The organism is Ancylobacter mangrovi, from assembly GCF_024752335.1.
GTDB lineage: Bacteria > Pseudomonadota > Alphaproteobacteria > Rhizobiales > Xanthobacteraceae > Ancylobacter > Ancylobacter mangrovi.
This window is the reverse complement of the sequence record NZ_JANTHY010000006.1, coordinates 243,214-269,906: the sequence shown is the minus strand read 5'-3', so window position 1 is coordinate 269,906 and position 26,693 is coordinate 243,214. Positions and strand designations below refer to the sequence as shown.

Genomic DNA, 26,693 nt, shown 5'->3' with positions numbered 1-26,693 from the left:
CTCGGAAGCCGAAGGGGGCCGGCGCGAGCCGGCCCCTTTTCGCGTCCGCCGCTCAGTGGCGGAAGTGGCGCACCCCGGTGAACACCATGGCGACGCCGGCCTCGTCGGCGGCGGCGATCACCTCCTTGTCGCGGATCGAGCCGCCGGGCTGGATCACCGCGCTCGCGCCCGCCTCGATGGCGGTCAGCAGCCCGTCGGCGAAGGGGAAGAAGGCGTCGGAGGCGACCACGCAGCCCTTGGTCAGCGGCTCGGCGAGGCCTGCCGCCTGCGCCGCGTCGCGGGCCTTGGAGGCGGCGATGCGCGCCGAATCGACCCGGCTCATCTGCCCCGCGCCGATGCCGACCGTGGCGAGGTCCTTCGCATAGACGATGGCGTTGGACTTGACGTGCTTGCACACGCGGAAGGCGAAGGCGAGGTCGGCGAGCTCGGCATTGGTCGGGGCGCGCTTCGTCACCACCTGCAATTCCATGTCGTCGACCACCGCATTGTCGCGCGACTGCACCAGGAGCCCGCCGGCGAGCGATTTCACCAGCGTGCCGGAGGCGCGCGGATCGGGCAGCGCGCCGGTCACCAGCAGGCGAAGGTTCTTCTTCGCGCCGACGATGGCGATCGCCTCCTCGCTCGCGTCGGGGGCGACGATCACCTCGGTGAAGATCTCGACGATCGCCCGCGCCGCGTCGGCGTCGAGCGTTCGGTTCAGCGCCACGATGCCGCCGAAGGCCGAGGTCGGGTCGCACGCCAGCGCCTTGCGGTAGGCCGCCTCCAGCGTCGCGCCCTCCGCGACGCCGCAGGGATTGGCGTGCTTGACGATCACCACCGCCGGGCCGCGCGCGGGATCGAACTCGGCCACCGCCTCGAAGGCGGCGTCGGTGTCGTTGAGATTGTTGTAGGACAGCGCCTTGCCCTGGAGCTGGCGCGCCGTCGCCACCCCCGGACGCGGCGCCCCGCCGGTGTAGAAGGCCGCGCTCTGGTGGGGGTTCTCGCCATAGCGCAGCGCCTCGGCCAGCGTGCCGTCGAAGATGCGGGTGTTCGGCGTGGTGTCGTTCTCGACCTGCGCGAACCAGCGGGTGATGGCGGCGTCGTAGGTGGCGGTGCGGGCATAGGCGAGCTGGGCCAGCTTGCGCCGCGTCGCCAGCGTGGTGCCGCCCTTCTCCTCGAGCTCGGCGAGCACCGTCTCGTAGCTCGAGGCGTCGACCACCACCGCGACGTCGGCATGGTTCTTCGCCGCCGCGCGGATCATCGCCGGGCCGCCGATGTCGATGTTCTCGACGCATTCGTCATAGGAGGCGCCGCGCGCCACCGTCGCCTCGAAGGGGTAGAGATTGACCACCACCAGGTCGATCGGGGCGATCGCGTGCTCCTTCATCGAGGCCTGGTGGGCGGCATCGTCGCGGACCGCGAGGATGCCGCCATGCACCGCCGGGTGCAGCGTCTTCACCCGCCCGTCCATCATCTCGGGAAAGCCGGTGAGGTCGGCAACGTCGAGCACCTTCAGCCCGGCCTCGGCGAGCGCCTTGCGGGTGCCGCCGGTCGAGACCAGCTCGACGCCGTGCGCGGCGAGCCTCCCGGCGAAGGCGACGAGCCCGCTCTTGTCGGAGACGGAGATCAGGGCGCGGGCGATGGGGCGGACATCGGTGGACATTGGACGGGCCGTTTCGTGAGCGGGATCAGGGCGCCGCCCTATCACGTCCGCGCCCCGACGGAAACCGGCGCGCGCGATGCCGGCCCCGCGCCGGCCGCAGGGCTTCAGCCCTTCACCGCCTTCAGCCCTTCACCGCCCTCAGCCCTTTACCGACTTGGCCCGCACGAAGGTCCACGCCACCCGCGGCACCTCCCGGGCCTGGCCGGTGATGACGAGCTGGGCGGTCCGGCGCGGCCCGCTGCCGGCGGCGAGCATGATGCTCTCCTCGATCGTCACCGCGCTGTCCGGCGCAGCGAAGGCCCAGCGCTCGCCGTCCGGCAGCTTCAGGATCACGCTGTGCCCGTCGCTGGCGCGCGAGGGCTGGACGGCGGGATGAAGATGGAAGCGGATGGCGTAGCCGCTGGGCTGGTCGGCTGAGAATTCCTCGCCCTGCGCCACCCGGAACAGGTCCTCGCCATCGACGCGCGCCCCGTCCGGCGACAGCCGCCAGGACCGCTGGTGGATGATGCCGAAGCGGCGCGCATAGCCGTCATGGCTCGCGCGCAGCACGTCCGCGCCGCCGCGCTCGGAGCGGTCGACATGGAGTTCTGCCGGTCCTTCGAGGATCGGCGTGCCGCACAGGCGCATCAGCGCGCCGCCGGTCACGAAGCGGCAGGAGGAGGTCTCCTCCACCGTCGCCGTGGAATGGGCGGCGGTCTGGCGCGCCACCGCGCGCCATTCCTCCCGCGCGGTCGCGGGCATGCCGCAATTGACCACGATCCGGTTGCGCCCCGCCGACATCTCGAAGGACAGGCACCCCGCATGGGCCTCGTGGCTGAGCGGCATGGGCGGGGGCGCGCCGGTGTCGGCGATCAGCACCGTGCCGGCCGCTTCCATGCGCTGATAGCCCGAATAGGGCGCGTTGGAGAGCGGGCGCCCGCGCGCGTCGTCATAGGCCAGCACGGTGGCCAGCCAGTCCGCCGGGGTCGGGCCCATGCCGTTGAAATGGGCGAAGGCGCCGTCGACATGGCGGAAGAAGCGCAGCATCGGCATCATCCGGTCGATGGCGTTGAGCAGCGCCGGCGGCGGGGGCATGTGGCGGGCGCCGAAGCACTGGCGCAGCGGCAGCAGGTCCAGCAGCACCTCCACCAGCATGCCGGGATTGCGGCTGGCATGGCCGCCATCGGCGAGGATCTGGCGGTCGAGCTCGTCGACGAGGCGCTTCTGCGCCAGCTTCATCAGCCGGGTCTGGTCGGCCATGCACAGGCTGGCGAAGGCGAGCGCCAGCGCGCAGGCGAGGCGCGGGCGTCCGTCGCGCGCATCCGCGCCGATATTGGCCAGCATGCGCACCTGGCTGGTGAGGCTGCGGATGAAGCGGCGGTGGAAGCTCGGATCGGCGTCCTGCAGCACCAGCGGCGACTGGGTGAGCCAGCTTATCACCCGCCGCGCCATCACCTCCGGCGAGGAGGCTATCGGCATGCGGTGGCCGCGCATGCCGATCCAGTCGCCGACCAGCGCCCGGGCATTGGCGCGGGCGATCGGGGTGCCCGCCGCCTGCATGTGGCGCAGCCAGGCGAAGGACATCAGCTCCTCGGCCCATTCGCGCGAGGGCGGCTCGACCTCGAACGGGGAAACGCCGTCGGTCAGCACCACCTTGCCGGCGAAGGCGAAGCGCCCGGCATAGAACTCGCTGGCCCGGGTGGGGTCGCCGGTGCGCAGATCGTGCGGGGCGAAAAGCAGGCGCGAGGGTACCGGCACGGAGGTGCTGCGCCAGGGAAACAGCGGGTGCGCCATCAGGCGCGTGCGCAGCCGGTGCCAGCCGAACTGCGTCACGAACAGCGCCAGCCTGGCACGGTCCGCGTGGAGATCGCGGGCCATCAGCGGCCTACCTTTTGTCGTTGCGTGCGGGCAAACCTGGGCCCTCCCCCGGATGATAGCTTATCGAAGCCCTCTTCCGCCTCCAACAGCCTCGAAAGGCACCGTCCCCGGCTCATGCGCGCCGCAGCCGCGCGGCGAAGAAGCCGTCGAGGCCGGCCTGACGCGGGTCGGCGTCCGGCAGGTGGGTCGGCAGGGTGCGCAGCTCTCCCGCGGCATTGATCCACTCCGCCGGGATGCCGCATTCGCCCGGCCCGATCGGCTCGCGGCGGAAGTCGGGCCGCGCGGCGAGCAGCGCCTCGACCTGCCGCTCCCCCTCCTCCGGCTCCAGCGAGCAGGTGGAATAGACCAGCATGCCGCCGGGCCGCACCAGCTCGGCGCCACGCGCGAGGATGCGCGCCTGCAGGCCGGCGAGCGCGGCGACGTCCTCCGGGCGCTTGCTCCAGGCGACGTCGGGATGGCGGCGTATGGTGCCGGTGGCCGAGCACGGCGCGTCGATCAGCACGGCGTCGAACGGCCCGCCGGCGAAGCTCGCCGCATCCGCCTCGACGATGGCGGCCGAGAGCCCGAGCCGGTCGAGATTCTGCTTCAGCCGCTTCAGCCGCTGGCCGGAACGGTCGACCGCCGTGACCTCGCCGCCCGCCGCCGCGAGCTGGGCGGTCTTGCCGCCCGGCGCGGCGCACAGATCCGCGATCGTCATTCCCGGGGCGGGATGGAGCAGGCGCGCGGGCAGCGCGGCGGCCGCGTCCTGCACCCACCAGGCGCCTTCCGCAAAGCCCGGGAGCGCGGTGACATTGCCGGCATCGACGAGGCGGATCGTGCCGGTCGGCAGCAGCCGCCCGCCCAGCGTCTGTGCCCAGACGGCGGCATCCGTGTGCGCCGTCAGGTCGAGCCCCGCCTCATGCGCCAGCGCCTTCGAGATGGCCGCGCCTTCCTGCGGGCCGTAGGCCTCGCGCCAGCCCTCGACCATCCATCCCGGCTGGTCCGGCCCCTCGGGGAGCGCGTCCTTTCCCTCGCGGGCGACCCGCCGCAGCACCGCGTTGACAAGGCCCTTGAAACCGGCGCTCGCCGGGTCCTCGCCAGCCAGAGCGACACTGGTCGCCACCGCGGCATGGTCCGGCACCTCGGTGAGCAGGATCTGCGCGGCGCCGACGACGAGAAGCGTCTCCACCCGCCGCGCCTTCTCCGGCAGGCCGCGCTCGACCATGCCGCGCAACAGGGCGCGCAGGCTGCCGAGGCGGCGCAGGCTGGTGGCGGCGATCATGCGGGCGAGCGAGCGGTCGCGCTCGTCGAGGTCGCGGGTCAGGCGGTCGAGCGCCTCCTCGAGCGGGCGGCCCTTGTCGAGCACCGCGTCGATCGCGTCGACGGCGGCGCGCCGCACGGCGAGGCCCGGCGTCTGCGCCGGGCGCGAACCGCCGGCCTTCCTCGGAGCCTTGCCGTCTGGACGGCCCGGACGGCGGTGATTCGGAGCGCGAGGGGTGTCGTTCATGGCCAACGCACTAGGCCCGTGCCGGCGCGAACGCAACCATACCCTGAGGTGGTGTGGAGGGCCGAAGAAGCCACTCGCCGCAAAGAGTTGGCCCCGCGCCCTTGTGGAAGCGCGCGAGATTGGCTCCTATCTGTGTCCCGGAGCGGGCCACCGCGTCCGGTCCCGGCGTTGCCGGGCCGGCCGCATGTCGCGACCAGCGTAGGATCAGCGTTAGCTTTCATGCCGAATCTCGTCCTGATCGCCGATATCGGCGGAACCTCCTCCCGCCTCGCCAAGGTCGGCGCCGACGGCGTGCCCACCGACGTGCAGATCCACCGCAACGATTCGTTCGACGGCTTCGAGGCGATGATCGAGGCGGACCTGTCGATGCGCGACGCGGCGAGCGTCTCGGCAATCGGCGGGGCGGTGCTGGCGGTCGCGGCCCCGGCCGACACCGAGACCATCAAGCTCACCAACCGCGACTGGTCCTTCACCAAGACCGGGCTGCGCAAGCATTTCGGCTGGCAGAAGCTGTCCATCGTCAACGATTTCGAGGCGCTCGCCCAGGGCGTGCCCGCCCTCACGGCGGAGGACCTGGTGCCGGTCGGCCATGCCCATGCGGACACCTCCGCGCCGATGGTGGTCTGCGGCCCCGGCACCGGCTTCGGCACGGCGGGCCTGCTGCGCATCGGGCGCACCTACCACACCGTCACAGGAGAGGGCGGACGCTGCCGGCTCGGCGCCGCCAATGCCGAGGAGGCGCGCCTGCTCGCCCATCTGCTGAGCGAGCTCGGCCCGGTCGTGGTGGAGCATGCGGTGTCCGGCTCGGGGCTCGGACGCATCCACCGCATCTTCGCCGGCAAGGATCTCTCCCCCGAGCAGGTGATCGCCGCCGCCCATCGCGGCGACGACGCGGCGCGGGCGAGCATCGACATCTTCCTGCGGCTGTTCGGCCGCATCGCCGGCGACCTCGCGCTCATCTTCAACGCGCGCGGCGGCGTCTTCCTCGCTGGCGGCGTGTCGACCGCGCTGGCGCCCTTCTTCGAGGGCTCGCCGTTCCGCAAGGCGTTCGAGGAGCATCCCCCGCACGAGGCCCGGCTCGTCGCCACGCCGGTGAACATCATCAATCACCCGACGCCCGGCCTCGTCGGCTGCGGCCAGCTCGGCGCCCGGCTGGCGCGCAGCCTCAAGGACGCGAAGCCGAACCTTCACCTCGTGTGAAGGACGCGGCGTCGGCCGCCGCCTCCAGCGCCGCGACAGCGAACCCTGCCCGTTCCAGCGTCGCGCGCATATGGGCGGGCAGCGGCGCGCTGACGTCGACCGGCGCGCGCCCCTTCTTCTGCGGCACCACCACCCGGCGCGAATGCAGGTGCAGCACCGGTCCGCCCGGCAGGCGCGAGGCGCCGCCATAGATGCTGTCGCCGAGGATGGGGTGGCCGATGGCGTCGAGATGGACGCGGAGCTGGTGCGTGCGGCCGGTCAGCGGCGACAGCGCCAGCACGGCGAGCCCCTCCCCCGCCGCCAGCAGCCGCCACTCGGTGATCGCCTCCTGCCCGCGCGGGTCGACCTGCATCCACCAGCCGCGCGTGGGCGAGCGCTTGGCGAGCTTCAGCTCGATCCGCCCCACCTCCTGCGCCGGCACGCCGCGCACCACCGCCACATAGGTCTTGCCGACGCTGCCGTCGGCGAAGGCCCGGCCGAGTTCGGCCAGCGCCTTGCGGTGGCGGCCCAGCACCAGGCAGCCGGAAGTGTCCTTGTCGAGCCGGTGGGCGAGCTCGGGCGCAGCGGGCAGGCCGAAGCGCAAAGCGTCGAGGTGATCGGCCAGCGTCTCGCCGCCCTTCGGCCCCTTGTGGACCGCGAGCCCGGCCGGCTTGTCGATGACGAGCATCATCCCGTCCCGGTGCAGCAGGCGGGAGGCGATGTCGAGCGGGGCGGGAGCGTCGGGCGCGATCTGGCTCATCGCGCCGTCACAGCACAGAGCGGCGGGCGCGTCGAGAGGGATGGTGGGATGCCGGCCGTCGGCGCCGGCCTCCCGATCGGCACGCAGCAGCGACCACATGACGACGGTGCGCGGTGTGCCGCAGACCTGCAGCTGCTCGCGCGGCAGGCTCTCCCGCCGCAACCCGGCCTCCGGCGAGCCGTTCCGAGGCGCTGTTGTCCGGCTCGATCGCCGCCTCGACGCGACGTGTCTCCAGGACGCCGAAGCAATCCGCGAGAGGCGCCCTCATCGCCTCGGCCATCAGCCCCTCCCCGCGTGCCTCGGGAACCAGGCCCCCCTGTCGCCAGCGTGCGATTCCAGGGCCGGCGGGTATAGGAGTCGACCACGCCCGACAAATCCGCGCCGCCGCGGCGCGCATGGCCCGGGCGGCGTGCCCGTTCGGGTCGCTTGCCGTTGAGGAACGGATCCGCCGAAAGGTTTTCGCCTCGTCGACGCTGGGCGGCAGATCCCGCAAGCGCGTGGCCTCGGGATCGCCTAGGCGCGATGCAGGCCGGCGACGACGTCCGGCGCCAGCGGGCGAGCCGCAGCCGGGCCGTCTCCAGTTCCGGCACCGGGACGGGCCTAGCAGCACGCCGCTGACGTCCTCAGCTCTTGCGCAGTTCCTCGCCGACATCGAGCGTGGAGCGCACGCCGATGTCGTTGAAATGCTGCTCCAGGAAGCTCTCTGCCGCCTCGCGGCCGATGGCGTGGAGATAGAGCAGGAACTCCCACTCCGCGTTCATCTTGGTCGATGCGTCGAGCGCCACCAGCTTCTCGGCCCCGTCGATGCGGTGGATGCGCAGGTCGCGATAGCCGTCGATGCCGTCGCCCTTCTTCTTCAGGTTGCCGTGCTTCAGCAGCCGACCGACGAACTCCGCCGCGCGAAGCTGCGCCAGCAGCGAGGCGTTGAAGGTGATCTCGTTCATCCGGTCCTGGATGTCGCGTGCTGTCTTGGGCGTATCGCGGCGGATGATCGGGTTGATCTGGACCAGCAGGATGTCGTCGGTCTTGACCGCGCTGTAGAACGGGAACAGCGCCGGATTGCCCATATAGCCGCCGTCCCAGTAGGGCACGCCGTCGATCTCCACCGCCTGGAACATGAACGGCAGGCAGGCCGAGGCCATGATCGCCTGCGCGGTCAGTTCGTGCTTGGCGAACACCCGCACCTTGCCGGTGTGAACGTTGGTGGCGGACACGAACACGTGCACGTGGCGGCACGACTGCACCGCATCGAAATCCACGTGCTGCTCGATCAGGTCCATCAGCGGGTTGATGTTGAGCGGATTGAGGTCGTAGGGCGAGAAAAACCGGCTCATCACGTCGAAGGCGATGTAGCTGGGGTTGGAGTTGAGCGACCAGTTGCCCATCAGCCGGTCGAGCAGCGTGCGCTGGAGCGGGCTGGTGCGCCCGTCCTTGGAGACCGCGCGCCAGTAGCGGCGCAGCGCCTCGCGCCCGCCCTCATTGCCGCCGCGCGCGAGGCCGGTCGCCAGCACGGCGGCGTTCATCGCTCCGGCGCTGGTGCCGGAAATCCCCTCGACCGAGATGCGCCCGTCCTCCAGCAGCCGGTCGAGCACGCCCCAGGTGAAGGCGCCATGCGCGCCGCCGCCCTGCAAAGCGAGGTTGATCGGCTTGAGCGTCGGGCTCGAGGGCTTGCCGGGCTGGCGCTTGACCTTGACCTCGCCGGTCGGGGTGGCGAGCGCACCGGCCACGGCCTCGGCCTTGGCGCTCTCCGCCTCCGTATCCGCCTTCTCGGCGGAGGCCTCCTTGGCCGGAGCGTCCTTGGCCGGAGCTTCGGCCTTCTTGGCGGAAGCCTTCGGCGCCGCCTTGGCCGCCGCGCCGCGCCGGACCGGCTTGGCAGCGGGCTTCGCATCAGTCGCCTTCGCCTCGGCGAGTGCCGGCTTGATCTCGGCCGGCTTGGTCTCTGCGGGTGTAGCCACTCGTGCCTCCGCGACGGCCGCCTCGGAAGTGACCGTCTCGCTCTTGGCCGAAGCAGGCTTCGGCGCCGGCTTACGGGCACCCGGTTTGGCCGCGCCGGACTTGGCCACGGCGGACTTGGCCACGCCGGGCTTGGCCGCGGCAGGCTTGGCCGTGCCCGGCTTCGTACGACCCGGCGTCGCCGTCGACGCGGCGGCGCTTCCGGCCGCCTCGCCTCCGGCGAGCTTGCCAACCGCCGCTTCTCCGGCGCCCTTCCGGCTCGCCCCCGACTTGTCCACCCCGGTCTTCGCAGCCCCGGTCACGTCACCGGCGGCCGGCACCGACGTCGCCGGCTCGACGATGTCGGGAGCCGGGCTGGCGGGTGCCGTCGCCTCGGGCGTGGGCGTCGACACCGTGCGGCGCGACGGCCCGGTCGCGGCAGCCGTGCGGCCGCCGGCGGGTGCCTTAGGCGACGCCGTCGCAGACGGCTTGTTGGCAGACCGCTTGGCTTGTGCTTTCGCGGGGGTGGCGCGGGTGCGCCTGGGCGTATCGGCCACGCGGCTCCTCCTCGACTTCGTTACTCGGCGACCCAGCCGCCGTCGATCTGCTGCAGCGCGCCGGTGATCGACTTGGCGTTGTCGCCGCACAGGAACACGGCGAGGGCGGCCACCTGCTCGACCGTCACGAATTCCTTGGTCGGCTGCTCGGCCAGCAGGAACTCCTTCACCTGCTGCTCGGTGATGCCGCGGGCCTTGGCGGTGTCGGGAATCTGCTTCTCGACCAGCGGCGTCCACACATAGCCCGGGCAGATCGCATTGCAGGTAATGCCGAAGGTGGCGGTTTCCAGGGCCACCGTCTTGGTCAGGCCGGCGATGCCGTGCTTGGCCGAGACATAGGCCGACTTGAAGGGCGAGGCGACCAGCGCATGGGCGGAGGCGGTGTTGATGATGCGCCCCCATTTGCGCGCCTTCATGCCCGGCACCGCCGCCTTGATGGCGTGGAAGGCGGCCGACAGGTTCAGCGCGATGATGAGGTCCCACTTGTCGTCCGGGAAGTCCTCGATCGGCTCGACATGCTGCACGCCGGCATTGTTGATGAGGATGTCGACCGAGCCCAGCTCGCCCTCGGCGAACTTCACGAGGCCGGCGCATTCCGAGCCCTTGGTGAGGTCCGCGCCCGAATAGATCGCCTTGACGCCGAACTCGCTTTCGATGCCCGCGCGCTCCTTCTCGATCGCCGCCGGATCGCCGAAGCCGTTCAGCGTCACGTTCACGCCCTCGGCCGCAAGCGCGCGCGCATAGGCGAGGCCGATGCCGCTGGTTGAGCCGGTGACGACGGCGTTCTTCCCCTTAAGCATTCAAGAGCTCCTGAGCTGGAGGGCGACGGGTCGAGGCCTGGCGGCTCGCATCCTGCCGTCCGAATTCCCATATGATCTACGCTAGCACGCCATACCGCACTGCAAACACCCTTATCGCACAGCGGCTTCCAACCTTCCGGTGATCCTGCCGGCATGGTTTTCGGTTTGCTAGCGCTGGAGTACGATCACCGCATGACGTCGCACCTCGAAACCGGGCGCAAACCGCTCCACGCCGATCACGACCACAGCACCTGCGTCGCCGACGCGCTGTCGCGGGCGGAGATGTGCTGCGAGGAGCGCGGGGCCCGGCTCACCCCGCTGCGCCGGCGCGTGCTGGAAGTGCTCGCCGACAGCCATGTCCCGCTCGGCGCCTACGACCTGGTGGAGCGGCTCGGCGCCACCGGCGAGAAGCCGCCGCCGATGTCGGTCTACCGCGCGCTCGACTTCCTGGTCGGCGAGGGCCTCGCCCACCGGGTGGAGAGCCGCAACGCCTTCATCGCCTGCGGGCGCAAGCATGCCGCCGACGAGGTGGTGGTGTTCCTCATCTGCGACGAATGCGGGCTGACGACCGAGATCGCCTCCCACGCCGTCGGCCGCGACCTCGCCTGGGCGAGCCGGGCGGCCGGCTTCACCCGCCGCGCCTCGGTGGTCGAGATCCCCGGCCTGTGCGCGCGCTGCGCCGAGGCCGGCCGTCACGCCGATGCCACGCAGGCGGTTCAGGCTGGAGAGGATCGTTGACGGCGGCGGACGCCGCGTCTACCCGAACAGGCGCCGCCTTCGCGCCGCGCCACTGGAACGTCCCCCGATGACCCTGCTCCGCGACACCGCCGAACCGACCGCTCTCGAACCCATCGTCGCTCCCGAGCTCGAGGCCGCCGGCCCGGCCCCGCGGCGGGCGACCGTTCCCGTCCGGGTCGGCGAGGTGCTGGTTGGCGGCGGCGCGCCGGTCGTCGTGCAGTCCATGACCAATACCGACACCGCGGACGCTGCCGGCACGGCGCTGCAGATCGCCCAGCTCGCGCGCGCCGGCTCGGAGATCGTGCGCATCACGGTCGACCGCGACGAAGCCGCCCAGGCGGTGCCGGAGATCAAGGAGCGCCTGCTGGCGATGGGGCTCTCCACCCCGATCGTCGGCGACTTCCACTATAACGGCCACCTGCTGCTGACGAAGTATCCCGACTGCGCGGCCGCGCTCGACAAGTACCGCATCAACCCGGGCAATGTCGGCTTCGGCGACAAGCGCGACCGGCACTTCGCTACCATCATCGAGCTCGCCATCAAATACGATAAGCCGGTGCGCATCGGTGCCAACTGGGGCTCGCTCGACAACGACCTGCTCACCGCGCTGATGGACCAGAACGCGAAGCTTCCGCGCCCGGCGGACGCGCGCGCCGTCACCCGCGAGGCGCTGGTGCGCTCGGCGCTGCTCTCGGCGGCGCTCGCCGAGGAGATCGGCCTCAAGCGCGAGAAGATCATCCTCTCCGCCAAGGTGTCGGCGGTGCAGGACCTGATCACCGTCTATTCCGAGCTCGCGCGCCGCGCCGACTACGCGCTGCATCTCGGCCTCACCGAGGCCGGCATGGGCTCGAAGGGCATCGTCGCCTCCTCCACCGCCATGGGCGTGCTGCTCCAGCAGGGCATCGGCGACACGATCCGCGTCTCGCTCACCCCCGAGCCGGGCGGCGACCGCACGCGCGAGGTGACGGTGGCGCAGGAGATGCTGCAGACCATGGGCCTGCGCACCTTCGTGCCGCTGGTCGCCGCCTGCCCCGGCTGCGGGCGGACCACCTCCACCACCTTCCAGGAGCTTGCCTTCGAGGTGCAGGACTTCATCCGCACCTCGATGCCGGAATGGAAGAAGCACTATCCCGGCGTCGAGACGCTGAACGTCGCGGTGATGGGCTGCATCGTCAACGGGCCGGGCGAATCCAAGCATGCCGACATCGGCATCTCGCTGCCCGGTACCGGCGAGTTCCCCACCGCCCCGGTCTATCTCGACGGCAAGAAGGCGATGACGCTGCGCGGGCCGACCCTGCGCGACGACTTCAAGAAGATCGTCGAGGACTATGTCGCCCGCCGCTTCGGCGTGGGACGGACGGAGGCGGGCAGCGTCGACGCGGCCGAATAGGCCTCTGGATCGGCAACCGCTCGCGCCTTTGCGCCACCATGGCACCGGGATACTCAAACCGGAAACGTCATCCCGGCCGCAGGCGGAGCCGGAGAGCCGGGATCGCGCAACGATTGAGCGCATGAAGCGTTTCTTCGTCTACATACTCGCGACCCGCAAGGACGGTCCGCTCTATGTCGGCGTAACCAGCGATCTTCCCACGCGTATCCACGAGCACCGCACTCATTCCATCCCGGATTTCACCGCGCGCTACAACATCGACCGTCTGGTCTGGTTCGAACGGCACGAGGACGCGGAAGGCGCCATTCTTCGCGAGAAACGCATCAAGCGCGGGTGGCGGGAATGGAAGGTCGCCCTGATCGAGGCGCACAATCCCGAATGGCTGGACCGGTTCGCCGAGATCGCTGCCTGAACCGACACGACGCCGCGCCTCTTCACGATCCCGGCTCTCCGGCTCCGCCTGCGGCCGGGATGACGGCGGTCGGCGGAAGAACGTCGTCCCGACCGAAGCGCTGCGGAGAGCCGATCTTGTCGCGCCGGCCCCTGCCCCCACATTGCGTCGGTGGGCCTTATCGCGTAAAAGCCCGCGCTCGTCCGAGCCTGTGAATGGCAGGACTTTCAGGAGAAATATGATGGGCTACAAGGTCGCCGTCGTCGGCGCCACAGGCAATGTGGGCCGTGAAATGCTCGACATCCTCTCGGAGCGGGGCTTTCCCGCCGACGAGGTGGTCGCGCTCGCCTCCCGCCGTTCGGTCGGGACGGAAGTCTCCTTCGGCGACAAGACCCTGAAAGTCAAAGCCCTCGAGCACTACGACTTCTCCGACACCGACATCTGCCTGATGTCGGCGGGCGGCGACGTGTCGAAGCAGTGGTCGCCCAAGATCGGCGCCCAGGGCTGCGTGGTGATCGATAACTCCTCGGCCTGGCGCTACGATTCCGACGTGCCGCTGATCGTGCCGGAAGTGAACGCCGACGCGGTGAAGGGCTTCACCCGCAAGAACATCATCGCCAACCCGAACTGCTCGACCGCCCAGCTCGTCGTGGCGCTGAAGCCGCTGCACGATCTGGCGACGATAAAGCGTGTCGTGGTCGCGACCTACCAGTCGGTCTCCGGCGCCGGCAAGGACGCGATGGACGAATTGTTCTCGCAGACCCGCGCCGTGTTCGTCTCCGACCCGATCGAGCCGAAGAAGTTCACCAAGCGCATCGCCTTCAACGTGATTCCGCACATCGACGTCTTCATGGAGGACGGCTACACCAAGGAAGAATGGAAGGTGATGGCCGAGACCAAGAAAATCCTCGACCCGAAGATCAAGCTCACCTGCACCGCGGTGCGGGTCCCGGTGTTCATCTCCCATGCCGAGGCGGTGAACATCGAGTTCGAGAAGCCGATCACGGTCGAGGAGGCAACTGAGGCGCTGCGCAACGCCCCCGGCGTGCTGGTCGTCGACAAGCACGAGCCCGGCGGCTACGTCACGCCCTATGAGGCGGCCGGCGAGGACGCAACCTACATCTCGCGCATCCGCGAGGATGCGACGGTGGAGAACGGCCTCTCCTTCTGGTGCGTGTCGGACAATCTGCGCAAGGGCGCGGCGCTGAACGCGGTGCAGATCGCCGAGGTTCTGGTCAACCGCAAGCTGCTTCAGCCGAAGTCGCAGAAGGCGGCCTGAGCGGACGCGGTCGCGAGACCGCGAAGGCTGCTTCCGGGCGGCCCGATATTACGGGAAATGCAGCGGCCGCCCTCCGGGGCGGCCGTTGTCGTTCTGACATTACCGCGTCACCGTTCCGCCGAAGTCGATGTACAAGGTGCGCCGCACCTCAACTTCGGATGGAATCGTGCTGACGCGTCTTCTCACCATCGCGGCGATCGTCGCGGGCGGGCTGGCCTCGCTCTCCGCCCCGGCCCTCGCCCATCCCCATGTCTGGGTGGTCGTGAGATCCCAGTTCAATTATGCGCCCGACGGCTCGCTGGTCGACGTGCGCCACGACTGGACCTTCGACGAGGGCTTCTCGAGCTTCGCGCTGCAGGGGCTGGAGACCGGGCCGGACGGCAAGCCGACCGAGAAGACGCTGAAGGAGCTCGCCCAGGTCAACATCGATTCCCTCAAGGACTACGACTATTTCACCTATGCCCAGCGCGGGAAGCAGAAGTTCCCGTTCGCCCCGCCGAAGGACTACAGCCTCACCTATGACGGCACGTCGCTGACGCTGCACTTCACCCTGCCGCTGGCCAAGCCCGTGCCGGCGAAGGGCAGCACCGCGATCGACGTCTACGACCCGACCTATTTCGTCGCCTTCCAGCTCGCCGACGACAATCCGGTCAAGCTGGCGGGCGGGCCGCCCGGCTGCACGGTCGACCTGCACCGGCCCGATCCGGCCGCGACCTCGAGCTCGACCATGACGCTGTCCGAGAGCTTCTTCAACACGCTCACCTCGGCCAGCAATTTCGGCTCGCAATTCTCCAACCGGGCCACGGTGACCTGTCCGTGAAGCGGCTCGCGCTTGCCCTTCTGGCCGTGCTCGGGGCGGCGCTCGCGCTCCACCCCGCCTTCGCGCAATCGCCCTTCGGCGTCGGCGCCCCGGCCCCGCCGGAGCCCGCCGGCATCGCCGCCTTCATCCTCGCCAAGCAGGCCGAGTTCTACCGCCTGCTGACCTCGGCGGTGCGCGCCTCCAAGCAGGACGGCAGCGCGCTCGCCGTGCTCGGGGGCATCTCCTTCGCCTACGGCATCTTCCACGCCGCCGGGCCGGGGCACGGCAAGGCGGTGATCTCCTCCTACCTGCTCGCCAACGAGGCGACGCTGAAGCGCGGCGTCGGCCTTGCCTTCGCCAGCGCCTTCGCCCAGTCGATGACCGCCATCCTGGTCGCCGCGCTGTTCGCGATCGTGCTCGGCGCCACCGCCGTGACGATGAGCCGGGCGGTCTATATCGTCGAGCTCGCCGCCTACGCGCTAGTGGTGCTGATCGGCCTGCGCCTCGCCTATGTGAAGGGCCGCGCGCTCATCGCCGCCTGGCGCGGCCTGCCGGACCATGTCCACAATGGCGACGAGAGCTGCGACGATCACGGCCACCTGCCCGGCCCCGACGCGCTGCCAAAGGGGAGCGGCTGGCGCGAATGGTGGGGCGCGGTGCTCTCGGTCGGGCTGCGGCCCTGCTCGGGCGCGATCCTGGTGCTGATCTTCGCCCTGACGCAGGGCATCTTCTGGGTCGGGGCGGCCTCGACCCTGCTGATGGGCGTGGGCACGGCGATGACGGTGAGCGCCGTCGCCGCGCTCGCGGTGTTCGCCAAGCGCACCGCGGTGCGGCTGGCCGCGACCCGGCCGGGCTCGGCCGGGTCCGTCGTGCTGCGCGGCGTCGAATTCCTCGCCGCGCTGGCGCTGATCGCCTTCGGCCTCGCGCTGATGTTCGGCTTCATGCTCACCGAGCGCCTGTCGCTCGGCTGAAGCCAGCGGCAGGCTTGCAGTCAGCGCGCAGGCCTCAGTCTTTCATATAGTCGTGGATCACCTTGCCGAGGCCGAGCGTCAGGTCGGACTTGATGTGGGTGGCGGAGAGCACCTCCAGCACCGGCAGCTTGGCGACGTCGCAGATGGCGTGCGGGAACAGCCCGAGCGCCGCCGGCCCGGTCCACGCTTCCTTGATGGTGACGTCCTCGAGATAGTACTCGACCAGCTCGCAGATGCGCGGGCCGCCATCCACGTCGGGAATGATCTTGATCATCCAGTTCGGCGCCAGCATCGACTTCAGCGTCGCGTCCTTGTCGACCGCCTGGTACTTGTAGCCCATCGTGCCGCAGGCGCAGAGCACGCTGCCATAGTTCAGCTTGGCGACCAGCGTGTCGCTCTCCACCGCGATGCTCGGCTTGGCCAGCTTCTTGGGAAAGCCCCAGATCTCGCGCCCGCCGGCGATCGGCGCCTCGTCGTCGAGATACATGGAATGGACGAAGCCGCCCTTGCGGCCCTCGAACTCGACCGGGATCACCTGCCCCGTCTCGGTGTAGTCGCCGAAGCCGGTGGAATCCGGCATGCGGATGAACTCGTATTTGACGATCGGGTCCGTCACCTTCAGCGGCTCGGGAACCACCTTCTCCAGCGCCGCCGGATCGGTGCGGTAGGTGATGATGAAATATTCGCGGTTGAAGAAGCGGTACGGGCCCTTCGGGTAGGAAGGGCTGGTCAACGGCATGGAATAGGCAGTGCGACGGACGTCTTCAATCTTCATGACGGGCCCTCAGCTGGAACGGATTCCGAGCCTAATGCACCGCACGCGGCCGCGACAGTGCGAACCGCGTCATCGCACCGTCACAGCACGATAAGCCCGCCCGCACCGTCCTCGGTGCCGATGGCGAGCGCGCCGCCATCCGCGCGCCAGGCGAGCGCGCTGACCGCCCCGCCCGACGGCGAGCGGGCGAGGATCTCCGCCCCGTCGGAAATGCGCACGAGCAGCACCATGCCGTCGTCATAGCCGCAGGCGATCACCTCGTCCTTGGGATGCGCGCCGACGCAGGAGACGCGCACATCGCGCGGCGCCAGCATGGTCGGCTGCTTGCCCATCGGCCCTTCCTTCGAGCCGAACGGCCAGAGCACCGCCTCGCTCGAGCCGGAGGTGGCGAGGAAGCGCCCGCCGGCGGTGAAGGCCATCGACTTCACCCGCGAGGGATAGCCCGACATGCGCATATGCGCCCCGTCCGGCAGCCGCCAGCCGTGCAGCGCCGGCTCCTGCATGGTGGTGACGATGAAGCGCCCCTCCGGATGCCAGAGGATGCCGCGATGCGAACCCTTCCATTCGAGCGACTCCGGCTTGGCCTGCGCGTTCGGGAACCACAGCGTCGACCCGCCATAATGGGCGATGGCGAGCCGCGTGCCCTTCGGCGCGAAGGCGAGCCCGCCGACCGTCGAGGGCAGGTCGAGCGTCTTCGGATCGCCCTTGGCGGGCCGGAAATAGGCAGTGCGGCCGGCGGAGAAGGCGACCGAGCCGTCCGGCCCGGCGGCCACCTGGTCGATCCACCGACCCTTCTGCTCGAACAGCACCCGGCTCGACCCGTCGCCCGCCGTCTCCACCACCCGGCCGTCGTCGCCGCCGGTGACGAGGCGGCGCCGGTCGCCATCGACGCTCAGAATGGCGCCGCCATGGGCGTCGAGGCGCCGTTCCTCCTCGCCCGCGAGCACGATCTGCCCGCCGCCGAGCGCGAAGGCGGCAACGGAACCGAGGAAGCGCACGCCGACCACGGGGTCGCCGAGATCGAGCGGGTTGAGCTTCGAGGTGATGGAGGAAGGCGTGGAGGAAAGGGCAGCCATGGCATTTCTGTCGGTCGCGGGCAGGTGCAGAGTTAGCCGATGCGGGCGCCGCCGTCACGCCCCGCTCTCATGAGCGCGTCCGCCTGCGGCTCAGCGGGCGATCCAGCCGCCGTCGATGACCAGCAGGTGGCCGAGGATGAAGCGTGCCTTCTCCGAGCACAGGAACAGCACCGCCGCGGTCAGCTCGTCCGCCTGCCCGAGACGGCCGATCGGAAACATCTTTCCCGCTTCCTCGGCGCTGATGCCCTCGCGCTCCATCCACTGGTGGAACACGTCGCCGGGCGCGTCGATGCCGCAGGCGGCGATGGCGTTGACGCTGATGCCGTGCCTGGCGACTTCCAGCGCCACCGACTTGGTGAGCCCGTCCACCCCGCCCTTGGAGGCGGCATAGAGGCTCTCGGTCGGGTTGCCGGTGAGGCTGCCGGTGACGGAGGACTGGTTGACGATCGCCCCGCCGCCATTCTTCTTCATCTGGCGGATCTCGTGCTTCATGCAGTGGAACACGCCGCGCAGATTGGTGTCGACGTGAAGGTCGAAGCTCTCGCCGGTCTCCTCGTCGATCGGCGCGAAGCGGACCACGCCGGCATTGTTCACCGCGCAGTCGAGCCGGCCATAGGTCTCGACGGTCTTCGCGACCATCTCCTCCACCTCGCTCTCGACCCGCACGTCGGTCGGCAGGAACAGGCCCTGCGCGCCCGCCTGACGCACCATCTCGAGCGTCTCCTCGCCGCCGGCGCGGTCGATGTCGGTGACCACGACCCGCGCGCCCTCGCCGGCGAAGGCGAGCGCGGTCACGCGGCCGAGGCCGCGCGCCGCTCCGGTGACGATGACGACCTTGTCAGCGAATTCGCTCACGCCGCCCCCTCACGCCGTGCAGGAGAGGAAGCCTTCCTCCAGCGCCTTCTCGTCGAGATGGCGCCCGATGAAGACGATGCGGCTCGTCTTCGCCTCGTCCGCGCGCCAGGGGCGCTGGTGGTCGCCGTCGAGGATCATGTGCACGCCCTGGAACACGAAGCGGTCCGGGTCGTCCTTGAAGGCGAGGATGCCCTTGGAGCGCAGGATGTTCGGCCCCTCGCGCTGGGTCAGCTCCTGGATCCACGGGAAGAACTTGTCCGGGTCGAGCGGCTTGTCGGAGGCGAAGGAGACCGACTTCATGTCCTCGTCGTGGAAGTGGCGGTGGCCGCCTTCCAGGAAGTCGGGGTCGATCGCGGTGATGCGGTCGAGGTCGAACGCGCCCTGCCCCAGCACCTTGTCGATGGCGATGTCCGAGCGCTGCGTGCGGTGGATGCGCGCGAACGGGTTGATGGCGCGGATGCGCATCTCCACGTCCTTCAGCTCGGTGTCGGTGACGAGGTCGGTCTTGTTGAGAAGGATCACGTCGGCGAAGGCGATCTGGTTCTTCGCCTCGGGGGCGTCCTTCAGGCGCTCCTTCAGCCATTTGGCGTCGGCCACCGTCACCACCGCGTCGAGCGAGGTCTTGGCGCCGACGATCTCGTCGACGAAGAAGGTCTGCGCGACCGGGGCCGGGTCGGCGAGGCCGGTGGTCTCGACGATGATGCCGTCGAAGTCGCCCTTGCGGCGCAGCAGGCCGTCGATGATGCGGATCAGGTCGCCGCGCACGGTGCAGCAGATGCACCCGTTGTTCATCTCGAACACTTCTTCGTCGGCGCCGACCACCAGGTCGTTGTCGATGCCGATCTCGCCGAACTCGTTGACCACGACGGCGTACTTCTTGCCGTGCGGCTCGGAGAGGATGCGGTTGAGGAGCGTGGTCTTGCCGGCACCGAGATAGCCGGTGAGGACGGTGACGGGGATCTTGTCGGACTGGGTCTCGGGCATGGTGCCACTCCAATGGTCTCGTCAGACGAGTCGTCCCGGACGTCGCCCTGCGACATCCGGGACCGCTATTCTTCATCCTGCCGGCCGGCGCCCCCGCGACGCGGGACGCGTCTGCGGAATGCCAGCTCAGCGCGGGTCAGCTCGACAGCGCCGACGAGAACTGGTGGATGTTGTTCTCGATCATGTCGATGTAGGTGCTCGCCGGGCCTTTGTCATCGGACAGGGCGTCGGAGTAGACCTCCCCGCCGATCTTGGCGCCGGTCTCGGCAGCGATGCGCTGGATGAGGCGCGGGTCGGAGATGTTCTCCATGAACACCGCCGGGATCTTCTCCGCCTTGATCTGGCGGATGATGCTGGCCACGTCCTGCGCCGAGGCTTCGGCCTCGGTCGACACGCCCTGCGGCGCGATGAACTCCATGCCGTAGGCGGCGCCGAAATAGCCGAACGCGTCATGCGAGGTGATGATGCGCCGGCGCTCCGGCGGGATCGCGGCGATGGCGGCCTTCACCTCGTTCTCCAGCGCGTCGAGCTTGGCGGTGTAGGCGGCGGCGTTGGAGGCATAGGCCGCCTGCCCGGCCGGGTCGGCGGCGATCAGCCCGTCGCGGATATTGGCGACGTAGAGCTTGGCGTTCGCCACCGACTGCCAGGCGTGCGGGTCGAGCCCGCCATGCTCGTGGCCCTCGTGCTCGTGCGCGGCATCAGCCTCGTGCGTGGCATCGGCATCGTGCGCGTCGCCCTCCTCTTCGTGCGCCATCTCGCGCGGCGTCACGCCCTCGGAGGCGACGACGATCTTCGCCTTGGTGCCGGAGGATTTCAGCAGGCGGTCCATCCAACCCTCGAAGCCGAGCCCGTTGACGAACACGACCTTGGCGTCCGCTACCTTCTTGGCGTCCGCGGGCGCGGGCTGGAACACGTGCGCGTCGCCGTTCGGACCGACGAGCACGCTCACCGCGACGCGGTCGCCGCCGACCTGCTTCACCAGGTCGCTGAGGATGGAGAAGGTGGCGACGACCGGCATCTTCGCGGCCGGCGCCGCGTCCTGCGCCGAAGCAGGCGTGAGCAGGGCCGGCGCGGCGAGCGCTGCCGTGGCGAACACGGCGAGCCAGGAACGGCGGGTGGGCCGCCAGTTGATCAGCATGCGATTCTCCTCAGGCTTCGAGGTGACGACGGGGAACGAGCCGCGGCAGCAGTCCGCCGACCGGCCCGAACAGGACCGACAGCACATAGGCGCCGCCGGCGACGAGGATGATGGCGGGCCCCGAGGGCACGCCCGAATGGTAGGAAACCAGCAGCCCCAGCGCGCCGGAGCCGCAGGCGATCAGCACCGACAGCCAGACCAGCGTGGTCAGCTCCCGGCTCCAGAACCGGGCGGCGATGGCGGGCAGCATCATCATGCCCACCGCCAGCAGCGTGCCGAGCGCGTGGAAGCCGCCGACGAGGTTGAGCACCACCAGCGCCAGGAAGGCGAGGTGCGAGGGCGCCCCCGCCCGGCTGACCGAGCGCAGGAAGCCCGGATCGACGCTTTCCATCACCAGCGGGCGCCACAGCACCGCCAGCACCAGCAGGGTGATGCTGGCGATCGAGACGATCAGCAGCAGCGTCGGGTCGTCGAGCGCCAGCACGGTGCCGAACAGCACGTGCAGCAGGTCGACATTGGAGCCGCGCAGCGACACCAGCAGCACGCCGAGCGCCAGCGACACCAGATAGAAGGCGGCGAGCGCCGCGTCCTCCTTCATCTGCGTGGCGCGGGCGACGGCGCCGGCGCCGATCGCCACCGTGAAGCCGGCCGCCATGCCGCCAATGGTCATCGCCCAGAGGTTCAGCCCGGCGGCGAGGAAGCCGACTGCCGCCCCGGGCAGGATGGCGTGCGCCATGGCGTCGCCGGCAAGGCTCATGCGGCGCAGCATCATCAGCACGCCGATCGGCCCCGCGCCGACACCGAGCGCCAGCACGCCGACCAGCGCGCGGCGCATGAAGTCGAACTCGGCGAACGGGCCGACGATGTAGTCGTACAGCACCATCACGCGGCCTCTCCGGGTGCGCAGGCCGGCGCGTTCTCATCCCAGGCCTCGCACATGCGGCGGGCGACGGCGAGATTGGAGGTGGTCAGCACGTCACGCGTCGCGCCCCAGGCCACCGTCGAGCGCGCCAGCAGCAGCGTCTGGGGAAAATGCGCGCGCACCAGTTCGAGATCGTGCAGCACCGCAACCACGGTCCGCCCCTCGCCGTTCCAGCGCTCCACCAGCGCGGTCAGGTCGGCGATGGTGCCGGCGTCGAGCGCGTTGAACGGCTCGTCGAGCAGGATCAGCCGCGCATCCTGCAGCAGCAGGCGGGCGAACAGCGTACGCTGCATCTGGCCGCCGGACAGGGTGGCGATGGGCCGGTCCTCGAAGCCTTCGAGCCCGACCGCGGCGATAGCCGCCTCGATCCGTGCCCGGTCGGCGCGGCCGATGCCGCCGAACAGACCGGTGCGCCGCCACAGGCCCATGGCAACGAGGTCGTAGACGTCGATGGGAAAGGAACGGTCGACCTCCGCCGCCTGCGGCAGATAGGCGGTCTCCTGCGCCGGTACGGCGCCCTCGATCCGGCCCGACAGCGGCGCGAGGACGCCGGCAATGCCCTTCAGCAGGGTCGACTTGCCGGCGCCGTTCGGCCCGCACACGGCAAGCAGGGAGCGCTCCGGCACCTCACCCTCGAGATGGTGCACGGCCGGGTGGCGCTCATAGCCGAGCGTCAGGTCGCGGAAGGCGAGCACGGGTGCCATCACGCCCCCACCCCGCCGATAACCCACAGCGCCGCCGCCCACAGCAGCGCTGCCAGCGGCACCGCCATGGCGAGCCGCTGCCACACCGAGAGCCGCAGCAGCGAGGCCGAGGGCCGTGCCGGCGGATGGCGCCGCCCGGGCCCGTGGGAATGACCGTGCGGATGCCCATGGGCGTGCGCATGACCGTGCGCCCCGGAAGGGGCGTGGGCCCCCTCACGCGAACTCGCCGGGGCAAGGCCCTGCGGCGGGGTGCGATGGGGGTCGTGGGACGGGGGCGGCACGCTGGCGATGGGCATCGGGTCTCTCCGGGAGCGGAAGTGATATAACATATCAATTCGCTTTGCCTAGGGAAAATGATGCAATGTATCGCTTGGTCCCCACATCCCTCGCCGCGCCTGAGCCACGTCAACGACCACGCCGGCCGGCGGAGATAGGCTAAATTGACCGCACGGCGCGTCTCGACGGCGCGGCCGCGCCGACTTAAGAGAAGGCGCGTTGCCCTGCCGGCGCTGCCGGCGCTTCCGACTGGAGCCCGTTCATGGATATTTCCCGCATCTCGGCCGGACCGAATCCGCCTGAGGAGATTCACGTCATCATCGAGATTCCCGCCGGCGGGGCGCCGGTGAAGTACGAGATCGACAAGGAATCGGGCGCGCTCTTCGTCGACCGCTTCCTGCACACGCCGATGTTCTACCCGGGCAATTACGGCTTCATCCCGCAGACGCTCGGCGACGACGGCGACCCGCTCGACGTGGTCGTGATCTCGCCGATCCCGCTGCTCGCCGGCTCCGTCATCCCCGCCCGTCCGGTCGGCGTGCTGATGATGACCGACGAGAAGGGCGGCGACGAGAAGATCCTCGCCGTGCCCGCGGACTCGGTCTACCCCTACCACGCCAAGGTCAAGAACTACTCCGACCTGCCGCCGCTCATCATCGAGCAGATCGCCCACTTCTTCACCCACTACAAGGATCTGGAGAAGGGCAAGTCGGTCTCCGTCGCAGACTGGCGCGATGCCGCCGGCGCCCACGAGATCATCAAGCGCGGCCTCGCAGCCGCGAAGAAGTGAGCACGGCGCCGCACCGGGCGCCGACGAGCAGACGACAACCCGGAGGGCCGGTTCCGCGCGGAGCCGGCCCTCCCTCGTTCATGGGCGCCGCGCGGATGGGCATCGGGCGGATACGCCTTGGCATCGTGATTGCTCGCTCCGGCGCATATCTCGCGCCGGAGTTCCCATGCCCCTCAATTTCCAGAACCGCGGCTCCTATCGCGACCGCATCATCCCCGCCTCCGAGCTCAAGGAAGTCGGCCCGCCGCCCTATGGCGACAGCTACCCGGTGAAGCTGCCGGACGGCGACTGGGCGGACCTGCCCTTCCTCGCCCTGCCGCCCGATTTCGACACGGCGATTGCCTATCTGTGCATCACCGAGAACTCGTTCGAGCTCGAGGACCGGCTGAGCAGCGCCATGGCCGACGCCGTGCGCGACCTCGCGCCGGAAATCGTGGTCGGCATGCCGACGCTGGGCATGGTTCTCGCCGCCTCGGTGGCGAAGAAGCTCGGCCACCCGCACTACGTGCCGCTGAGCTATTCGCGCAAGTTCTGGTTCGAGGACGAACTGTCGATCCCCGTCATCTCCATCACCAGCCCGCTCAAGCCGAAGACGGTGTTCATCGATCCGCGCCTGCTGGAGCGGATGGAAGGCAAGCGCGTGCTGCTGGTCGAGGACGTGATCTCCACCGGCGGCACCGTCTCCGCCGAGCTGGAGCTTATGCGGCGCATCGGCGCCGACGTGGTCGGCGTCGTCACCGCGATCCGGGAGACGAACGTCTGGCAGAAGGCGCTCGGCGCCATCCATCCGTCCTGGCCCGGCCTCGTGCGCGCGCCGATCTCCTGCCCGCTGTTCCGCAAGGGCGAGGGCGGCTGGTACCCGGACTGGTCGACCCTGCCGGAATGAGGGCGGAAAGCGTCCGCCCGCTCAGCCGGTGAAGCCCATCCCGGCCAGCGCCCGCTGCAGCGCGACGCCGATCACCACGCCCTCCCCGGCCGCGCGGTCGCGATTGGCGAGGCGCCGGGTGCCCGGCAGCCGCGCGCCGGGCTCGGCCTCGATGGTGCGGGCCAGCCGCTCGAGATGGTCGAGATAGGCGTCGCCCGCCCCCCGCGACGGGTCGATGGAGATGACGAGTTGGCCGAGAGCCGCCGGGGGACCCTCGCCGTCGAAGAAGCTCGGCGCGTCGATCGAGAGGGTCGAGGCGGTCAGCGCCGCCGCCATCACCTCGATGATAAAGGCGAGCGCCGTGCCCTTGGCCTCGCCCATCGGCACCATCGTGCCGCCGAGCCCGGCCTTGGCGTCAGTGGTCGGCCGGCCCTCGGCGTCGAGCGCCCAGCCTTCCGGGATCGGCTCGCCGCGCTGGGCCGCCGCCATGAGGTTGCCGCGCGCCACCTTCGCCACCGAGAGGTCGACCACCGCGGGGGCGCGCCCCTTCAGCGGGGTGGCGAAGGCGATCGGGTTGGTGCCGAACATGGCCTTCCGCCCGCCCCAGGGGGCGATCGAGGCCGGGGCGTTGGCGAAGGCGAGCCCGACCAGCCCCTGCTCCGCCAGCCGCTCCACCGGCTGGCCGGCGACGCCGAAATGGCTGGACCGGCGCAGGATCATCAGGCCGATGCCGGCCTCGCGCGTGATCGCCTCGAGCTGGGGCAACCCGGTTTCGATGGCCGGGTAAGCGAACCCGTTGCCGGCATCGACGGCGAGCACCGCCGGCGCCACGCGCCGCGCCACCGGCACCGCGTGGCCGTCGATCTTGCCGCTCGCCACCATGGCCGAATAGCTCGGCAGCCGGCTCAGCCCATGCGTCGCCAGCCCGTCCGCCTCGGCGGCGACGAGGGCGCGGGCGGTGAGCGCGGCATTGGCCGGCAGCGTGCCGAAGCGCTCCAGCACCCGGGCGGCATAGAGGCGGGCCTCGTCGAGCGTTACCCGGCGGGGAGCGAGCGGCGAGGCGGCGGCCTTGTCGGCGGAGGCCTTGTCAGCGGAAATCCTGGCGTCCATCAGAGCGCGGCCCCGCCGAGCGGGCCGGCCGGCAGCCGCGCGAGATCGAAGCGGTGCACGTCCGCCAGCAGCTCGACGAAGGCCCGCGCGCCGTAGAAGGCGCAGGTCTCGCCCTTCTCGACGCTGGCCTCGGTGGCGTCGCCCATGGCGCCGGCGAGCTGTATGTCCTGCGCCATCCAGCCGAAGCCGGCCGGCGTGCCGGCGCGCAGGAAGGCGAATTCCTGCTCCATGGCGAGCGTCGCGGGCGGGAAGTCGCGCACCTGGTCCATTCGGATCATGTCCGGGCGGAACGCCATCATCAGCGAGGTCTCGATGCCGCCGGCATGGATGCCGTGCTGGCGCTCCTGCGGCGAGAACAGCCCCTCGGGATAGCCGAAGCGATGCCAGGAGACCGTCACCGCCAGCATGCCGAGCCGGGCGCGCAGGTCGCGCGCCACCACGTCGAGCATCGGCACGTTGCCGCCATGCGAATTGGCGATGACCAGCTTGCGCACCCCGGCGCGGTGCACGCTCTCGCCGATCTCGCTCCAGGCGCGGATGACCGTCTCCGCCGACAGCGTCAGCGTACCGGGAAAATGGATGTGCTCGTTGGACTTGCCGATCGCCTGCAGCGGCAAGAAGACTGCCGGCAGGTCGTCCGGGAGAAGCTTCATCACCTCCTCGATATAGCCCTCTCCGATCATCGTATCGACGCCGACCGGCAGGTGCGGGCCGTGCTGCTCGACCGCGGCCACCGGCAGCACGGCGATCCAGTCGGCCGTGTCGCCCTCGGCGAAATCGGTCCAGGCGAGTTCGGTCCAGAAGCGTTTGGGCGGCATGGCACTGATCCGGCAAGACAAACAATACGGGCGGCGGCGATGCAGGCGGTGGATGGGCGCGTTCTAGGCTCAATCCGCCTTCGCCGCCAGCGCCTCGACCTCGACCTTGAACTCCGGCCGGGTGAAGCCGGAGACGATCATCAGGGTGGACGCGGGCGGCGGATCGGCGATGAAGGCGTCGCGCGCGGCCATGTAGCCGGCCATGTGGGCGCGGTCGGTCACATAGGCGTTGAGACGCACGATGTCGGCCGGCCCCATGCCCGCCTCGGCGAGGCAGGCGGCGATGGCGGCGAAGCACAGCGTCGCCTGCGCTTCCGCGCCTTCGGGGATGGCGTCCTCGGGCGAGATGCCGAGCTGGCCCGAGACCAGCAGGAGGCGCGCCCCGGCGGGAATTTCGACCGCGTGGCTGTAGCGCGCGAACGGCCGGCGGACGGCATCGGGAACGAGATGGCGAAGCATGGGCCCACGCTAGGAGCACGCGGCGCGGTTCGCAACTGCGGGAGAGGACGGTACAGGCATATGTGCATCCGTCTTAAGCTCGCCTATCATGGCGCCATCTGCACCCCGCCCGCCGCCCCTTCGCACCGGATGGAGACATC

Annotated in this window: 27 protein-coding genes; 9 read left to right on the top strand and 18 right to left on the bottom strand. The window is 70.1% G+C overall.

The genetic code is table 11. The features are described from left to right. Nucleotides 1-52: 52 nt before the first annotated feature. The 3 genes from purH to rsmB all read right to left on the bottom strand — a co-directional run bounded on the left by purH (nucleotide 53) and on the right by rsmB (nucleotide 4,985). Entirely contained in the window at nucleotides 53-1,642 is a 1,590-nt protein-coding gene (gene purH, locus NVS83_RS16650) for a bifunctional phosphoribosylaminoimidazolecarboxamide formyltransferase/IMP cyclohydrolase (RefSeq protein WP_258740318.1), read from the bottom strand. Nucleotides 1,643-1,780: 138 nt separating this feature from the next. Further along, the gene (locus NVS83_RS16645) at nucleotides 1,781-3,499 is read right to left on the bottom strand and encodes a heparinase II/III family protein (protein WP_258740317.1); all 1,719 of its coding nucleotides are present in this window, start codon (nucleotides 3,497-3,499) and stop codon (nucleotides 1,781-1,783) included. Nucleotides 3,500-3,611: 112 nt separating this feature from the next. Further along, nucleotides 3,612-4,985 (bottom strand): 16S rRNA (cytosine(967)-C(5))-methyltransferase RsmB, encoded by a 1,374-nt coding sequence (rsmB, locus tag NVS83_RS16640; protein ID WP_258740316.1) that lies wholly within the window; start codon nucleotides 4,983-4,985, stop codon nucleotides 3,612-3,614. 219 nt (nucleotides 4,986-5,204) lie between these two features. On the opposite strand from rsmB, the gene NVS83_RS16635 reads away from it, so the two are divergent. Next, the gene (locus NVS83_RS16635) at nucleotides 5,205-6,185 is read left to right on the top strand and encodes a glucokinase (protein WP_258740315.1); all 981 of its coding nucleotides are present in this window, start codon (nucleotides 5,205-5,207) and stop codon (nucleotides 6,183-6,185) included. Here NVS83_RS16635 and NVS83_RS16630 read toward each other — a convergent pair. From NVS83_RS16630 to NVS83_RS16620, 4 genes are all read right to left on the bottom strand, one after another. Continuing rightward, a complete protein-coding gene (locus tag NVS83_RS16630; protein WP_258740402.1) occupies nucleotides 6,151-6,924 on the bottom strand; it encodes an RluA family pseudouridine synthase in 774 nt (257 codons plus the stop codon). The two genes, NVS83_RS16635 and NVS83_RS16630, sit on opposite strands and share 35 nt — an antisense overlap. Before the next feature lie 7 nt (nucleotides 6,925-6,931). Beyond that, nucleotides 6,932-7,576, bottom strand: a complete 645-nt coding sequence (locus NVS83_RS23560; protein WP_374115078.1) for a GNAT family N-acetyltransferase — start codon at nucleotides 7,574-7,576, stop codon at nucleotides 6,932-6,934. Beyond that, entirely contained in the window at nucleotides 7,548-9,269 is a 1,722-nt protein-coding gene (locus tag NVS83_RS16625; RefSeq protein WP_258740314.1) for a patatin-like phospholipase family protein, read from the bottom strand. Before NVS83_RS16625 ends, NVS83_RS23560 begins: the two co-directional genes overlap by 29 nt. A gap of 164 nt (nucleotides 9,270-9,433) precedes the next feature. Beyond that, nucleotides 9,434-10,213 carry a 3-hydroxybutyrate dehydrogenase gene (locus tag NVS83_RS16620; protein WP_258740313.1) on the bottom strand — a complete coding sequence of 260 codons (780 nt, stop codon included), beginning with the start codon at nucleotides 10,211-10,213 and terminating at the stop codon, nucleotides 9,434-9,436. Nucleotides 10,214-10,405: 192 nt separating this feature from the next. Between NVS83_RS16620 and NVS83_RS16615 the strand changes: the two genes are divergently transcribed. The 6 genes from NVS83_RS16615 (at nucleotide 10,406) to NVS83_RS16590 (ending at nucleotide 15,781) form a co-directional block, all read left to right on the top strand. Next, complete coding sequence (locus NVS83_RS16615) at nucleotides 10,406-10,951, top strand: transcriptional repressor (protein ID WP_258740311.1); 546 nt, start codon at nucleotides 10,406-10,408, stop codon at nucleotides 10,949-10,951. 67 nt (nucleotides 10,952-11,018) lie between these two features. Then, nucleotides 11,019-12,341 carry a flavodoxin-dependent (E)-4-hydroxy-3-methylbut-2-enyl-diphosphate synthase gene (ispG, locus tag NVS83_RS16610; RefSeq protein WP_258740310.1) on the top strand — a complete coding sequence of 441 codons (1,323 nt, stop codon included), beginning with the start codon at nucleotides 11,019-11,021 and terminating at the stop codon, nucleotides 12,339-12,341. 121 nt (nucleotides 12,342-12,462) lie between these two features. Further along, the gene (locus NVS83_RS16605) at nucleotides 12,463-12,753 is read left to right on the top strand and encodes a GIY-YIG nuclease family protein (RefSeq protein WP_258740309.1); all 291 of its coding nucleotides are present in this window, start codon (nucleotides 12,463-12,465) and stop codon (nucleotides 12,751-12,753) included. 220 nt (nucleotides 12,754-12,973) lie between these two features. Continuing rightward, entirely contained in the window at nucleotides 12,974-14,011 is a 1,038-nt protein-coding gene (locus tag NVS83_RS16600) for an aspartate-semialdehyde dehydrogenase (protein ID WP_258740308.1), read from the top strand. A 166-nt stretch (nucleotides 14,012-14,177) separates the two neighbouring features. Continuing rightward, on the top strand, nucleotides 14,178-14,831 hold the full coding sequence (locus NVS83_RS16595) for a DUF1007 family protein (RefSeq protein ID WP_258734574.1): 654 nt from the start codon (nucleotides 14,178-14,180) through the stop codon (nucleotides 14,829-14,831). After that, nucleotides 14,828-15,781 (top strand): nickel/cobalt transporter, encoded by a 954-nt coding sequence (locus NVS83_RS16590; protein WP_258740307.1) that lies wholly within the window; start codon nucleotides 14,828-14,830, stop codon nucleotides 15,779-15,781. Before NVS83_RS16595 ends, NVS83_RS16590 begins: the two co-directional genes overlap by 4 nt. Before the next feature lie 34 nt (nucleotides 15,782-15,815). Here NVS83_RS16590 and NVS83_RS16585 read toward each other — a convergent pair whose 3' ends face one another. From NVS83_RS16585 to NVS83_RS16550, 8 genes are all read right to left on the bottom strand, one after another. After that, on the bottom strand, nucleotides 15,816-16,556 hold the full coding sequence (locus NVS83_RS16585) for an acetoacetate decarboxylase (protein WP_258740306.1): 741 nt from the start codon (nucleotides 16,554-16,556) through the stop codon (nucleotides 15,816-15,818). A gap of 80 nt (nucleotides 16,557-16,636) precedes the next feature. Beyond that, the gene (locus NVS83_RS16580; RefSeq protein ID WP_258740305.1) at nucleotides 16,637-17,632 is read right to left on the bottom strand and encodes a WD40 repeat domain-containing protein; all 996 of its coding nucleotides are present in this window, start codon (nucleotides 17,630-17,632) and stop codon (nucleotides 16,637-16,639) included. A 90-nt stretch (nucleotides 17,633-17,722) separates the two neighbouring features. Further along, complete coding sequence (locus NVS83_RS16575; RefSeq protein WP_258740304.1) at nucleotides 17,723-18,487, bottom strand: SDR family oxidoreductase; 765 nt, start codon at nucleotides 18,485-18,487, stop codon at nucleotides 17,723-17,725. A gap of 9 nt (nucleotides 18,488-18,496) precedes the next feature. Next, a complete protein-coding gene (locus NVS83_RS16570) occupies nucleotides 18,497-19,471 on the bottom strand; it encodes a CobW family GTP-binding protein (RefSeq protein WP_258734579.1) in 975 nt (324 codons plus the stop codon). Nucleotides 19,472-19,607: 136 nt separating this feature from the next. Then, a complete protein-coding gene (locus NVS83_RS16565) occupies nucleotides 19,608-20,609 on the bottom strand; it encodes a metal ABC transporter substrate-binding protein (protein WP_258740303.1) in 1,002 nt (333 codons plus the stop codon). A gap of 10 nt (nucleotides 20,610-20,619) precedes the next feature. After that, nucleotides 20,620-21,492 (bottom strand): metal ABC transporter permease, encoded by an 873-nt coding sequence (locus tag NVS83_RS16560; protein ID WP_258740401.1) that lies wholly within the window; start codon nucleotides 21,490-21,492, stop codon nucleotides 20,620-20,622. Beyond that, complete coding sequence (gene aztA / locus NVS83_RS16555; protein WP_258740302.1) at nucleotides 21,492-22,235, bottom strand: zinc ABC transporter ATP-binding protein AztA; 744 nt, start codon at nucleotides 22,233-22,235, stop codon at nucleotides 21,492-21,494. The genes NVS83_RS16560 and aztA overlap by 1 nt, the downstream gene beginning before the upstream one ends. After that, on the bottom strand, nucleotides 22,235-22,531 hold the full coding sequence (locus NVS83_RS16550) for a hypothetical protein (RefSeq protein ID WP_258740301.1): 297 nt from the start codon (nucleotides 22,529-22,531) through the stop codon (nucleotides 22,235-22,237). Before NVS83_RS16550 ends, aztA begins: the two co-directional genes overlap by 1 nt. A 242-nt stretch (nucleotides 22,532-22,773) precedes the next feature. Here NVS83_RS16550 and ppa point away from each other — a divergent pair, with 242 nt between their 5' ends. Both ppa and NVS83_RS16540 read left to right on the top strand, forming a co-directional pair. Continuing rightward, the gene (gene ppa, locus NVS83_RS16545; protein ID WP_258740299.1) at nucleotides 22,774-23,301 is read left to right on the top strand and encodes an inorganic diphosphatase; all 528 of its coding nucleotides are present in this window, start codon (nucleotides 22,774-22,776) and stop codon (nucleotides 23,299-23,301) included. Between the two features lie 166 nt (nucleotides 23,302-23,467). After that, nucleotides 23,468-24,187, top strand: coding sequence for a phosphoribosyltransferase (locus NVS83_RS16540; protein WP_258740298.1), 720 nt, complete (start codon nucleotides 23,468-23,470; stop codon nucleotides 24,185-24,187). A 21-nt stretch (nucleotides 24,188-24,208) separates the two neighbouring features. Here NVS83_RS16540 and NVS83_RS16535 read toward each other — a convergent pair whose 3' ends face one another. The 3 genes from NVS83_RS16535 to NVS83_RS16525 form a co-directional block, all read right to left on the bottom strand. After that, complete coding sequence (locus NVS83_RS16535) at nucleotides 24,209-25,276, bottom strand: Ldh family oxidoreductase (protein ID WP_258740297.1); 1,068 nt, start codon at nucleotides 25,274-25,276, stop codon at nucleotides 24,209-24,211. Beyond that, nucleotides 25,276-26,094, bottom strand: a complete 819-nt coding sequence (locus NVS83_RS16530; protein WP_258740296.1) for a creatininase family protein — start codon at nucleotides 26,092-26,094, stop codon at nucleotides 25,276-25,278. Before NVS83_RS16530 ends, NVS83_RS16535 begins: the two co-directional genes overlap by 1 nt. Before the next feature lie 69 nt (nucleotides 26,095-26,163). Next, nucleotides 26,164-26,553, bottom strand: coding sequence for a RidA family protein (locus tag NVS83_RS16525; protein ID WP_258740295.1), 390 nt, complete (start codon nucleotides 26,551-26,553; stop codon nucleotides 26,164-26,166). Nucleotides 26,554-26,693 lie beyond the last annotated feature (140 nt).

What these genes read in the sequence shown, in the direction of transcription:
- NVS83_RS16580 (WP_258740305.1), bottom strand. Translation starts at nt 17,632, where the DNA reads ATGGCTGCCCTTTCCTCCACGCCTTCCTCCATCACCTCGAAGCTCAAC.
- NVS83_RS16635 (WP_258740315.1), top strand. Translation starts at nt 5,205, where the DNA reads ATGCCGAATCTCGTCCTGATCGCCGATATCGGCGGAACCTCCTCCCGC.
- NVS83_RS16525 (WP_258740295.1), bottom strand. Translation starts at nt 26,553, where the DNA reads ATGCTTCGCCATCTCGTTCCCGATGCCGTCCGCCGGCCGTTCGCGCGC.
- NVS83_RS16600 (WP_258740308.1), top strand. Translation starts at nt 12,974, where the DNA reads ATGGGCTACAAGGTCGCCGTCGTCGGCGCCACAGGCAATGTGGGCCGT.
- NVS83_RS16585 (WP_258740306.1), bottom strand. Translation starts at nt 16,556, where the DNA reads ATGAAGATTGAAGACGTCCGTCGCACTGCCTATTCCATGCCGTTGACC.
- purH (WP_258740318.1), bottom strand. Translation starts at nt 1,642, where the DNA reads ATGTCCACCGATGTCCGCCCCATCGCCCGCGCCCTGATCTCCGTCTCC.
- rsmB (WP_258740316.1), bottom strand. Translation starts at nt 4,985, where the DNA reads ATGAACGACACCCCTCGCGCTCCGAATCACCGCCGTCCGGGCCGTCCA.
- NVS83_RS16565 (WP_258740303.1), bottom strand. Translation starts at nt 20,609, where the DNA reads ATGCTGATCAACTGGCGGCCCACCCGCCGTTCCTGGCTCGCCGTGTTC.
- NVS83_RS16620 (WP_258740313.1), bottom strand. Translation starts at nt 10,213, where the DNA reads ATGCTTAAGGGGAAGAACGCCGTCGTCACCGGCTCAACCAGCGGCATC.
- NVS83_RS16630 (WP_258740402.1), bottom strand. Translation starts at nt 6,924, where the DNA reads ATGAGCCAGATCGCGCCCGACGCTCCCGCCCCGCTCGACATCGCCTCC.
- NVS83_RS16540 (WP_258740298.1), top strand. Translation starts at nt 23,468, where the DNA reads ATGCCCCTCAATTTCCAGAACCGCGGCTCCTATCGCGACCGCATCATC.
- aztA (WP_258740302.1), bottom strand. Translation starts at nt 22,235, where the DNA reads ATGGCACCCGTGCTCGCCTTCCGCGACCTGACGCTCGGCTATGAGCGC.
- NVS83_RS16550 (WP_258740301.1), bottom strand. Translation starts at nt 22,531, where the DNA reads ATGCCCATCGCCAGCGTGCCGCCCCCGTCCCACGACCCCCATCGCACC.
- ppa (WP_258740299.1), top strand. Translation starts at nt 22,774, where the DNA reads ATGGATATTTCCCGCATCTCGGCCGGACCGAATCCGCCTGAGGAGATT.
- ispG (WP_258740310.1), top strand. Translation starts at nt 11,019, where the DNA reads ATGACCCTGCTCCGCGACACCGCCGAACCGACCGCTCTCGAACCCATC.
- NVS83_RS16560 (WP_258740401.1), bottom strand. Translation starts at nt 21,492, where the DNA reads ATGGTGCTGTACGACTACATCGTCGGCCCGTTCGCCGAGTTCGACTTC.
- NVS83_RS16570 (WP_258734579.1), bottom strand. Translation starts at nt 19,471, where the DNA reads ATGCCCGAGACCCAGTCCGACAAGATCCCCGTCACCGTCCTCACCGGC.
- NVS83_RS16535 (WP_258740297.1), bottom strand. Translation starts at nt 25,276, where the DNA reads ATGGACGCCAGGATTTCCGCTGACAAGGCCTCCGCCGACAAGGCCGCC.
- NVS83_RS16615 (WP_258740311.1), top strand. Translation starts at nt 10,406, where the DNA reads ATGACGTCGCACCTCGAAACCGGGCGCAAACCGCTCCACGCCGATCAC.
- NVS83_RS16605 (WP_258740309.1), top strand. Translation starts at nt 12,463, where the DNA reads ATGAAGCGTTTCTTCGTCTACATACTCGCGACCCGCAAGGACGGTCCG.
- NVS83_RS16530 (WP_258740296.1), bottom strand. Translation starts at nt 26,094, where the DNA reads ATGCCGCCCAAACGCTTCTGGACCGAACTCGCCTGGACCGATTTCGCC.
- NVS83_RS16645 (WP_258740317.1), bottom strand. Translation starts at nt 3,499, where the DNA reads ATGGCCCGCGATCTCCACGCGGACCGTGCCAGGCTGGCGCTGTTCGTG.
- NVS83_RS23560 (WP_374115078.1), bottom strand. Translation starts at nt 7,576, where the DNA reads ATGTCGGCGAGGAACTGCGCAAGAGCTGAGGACGTCAGCGGCGTGCTG.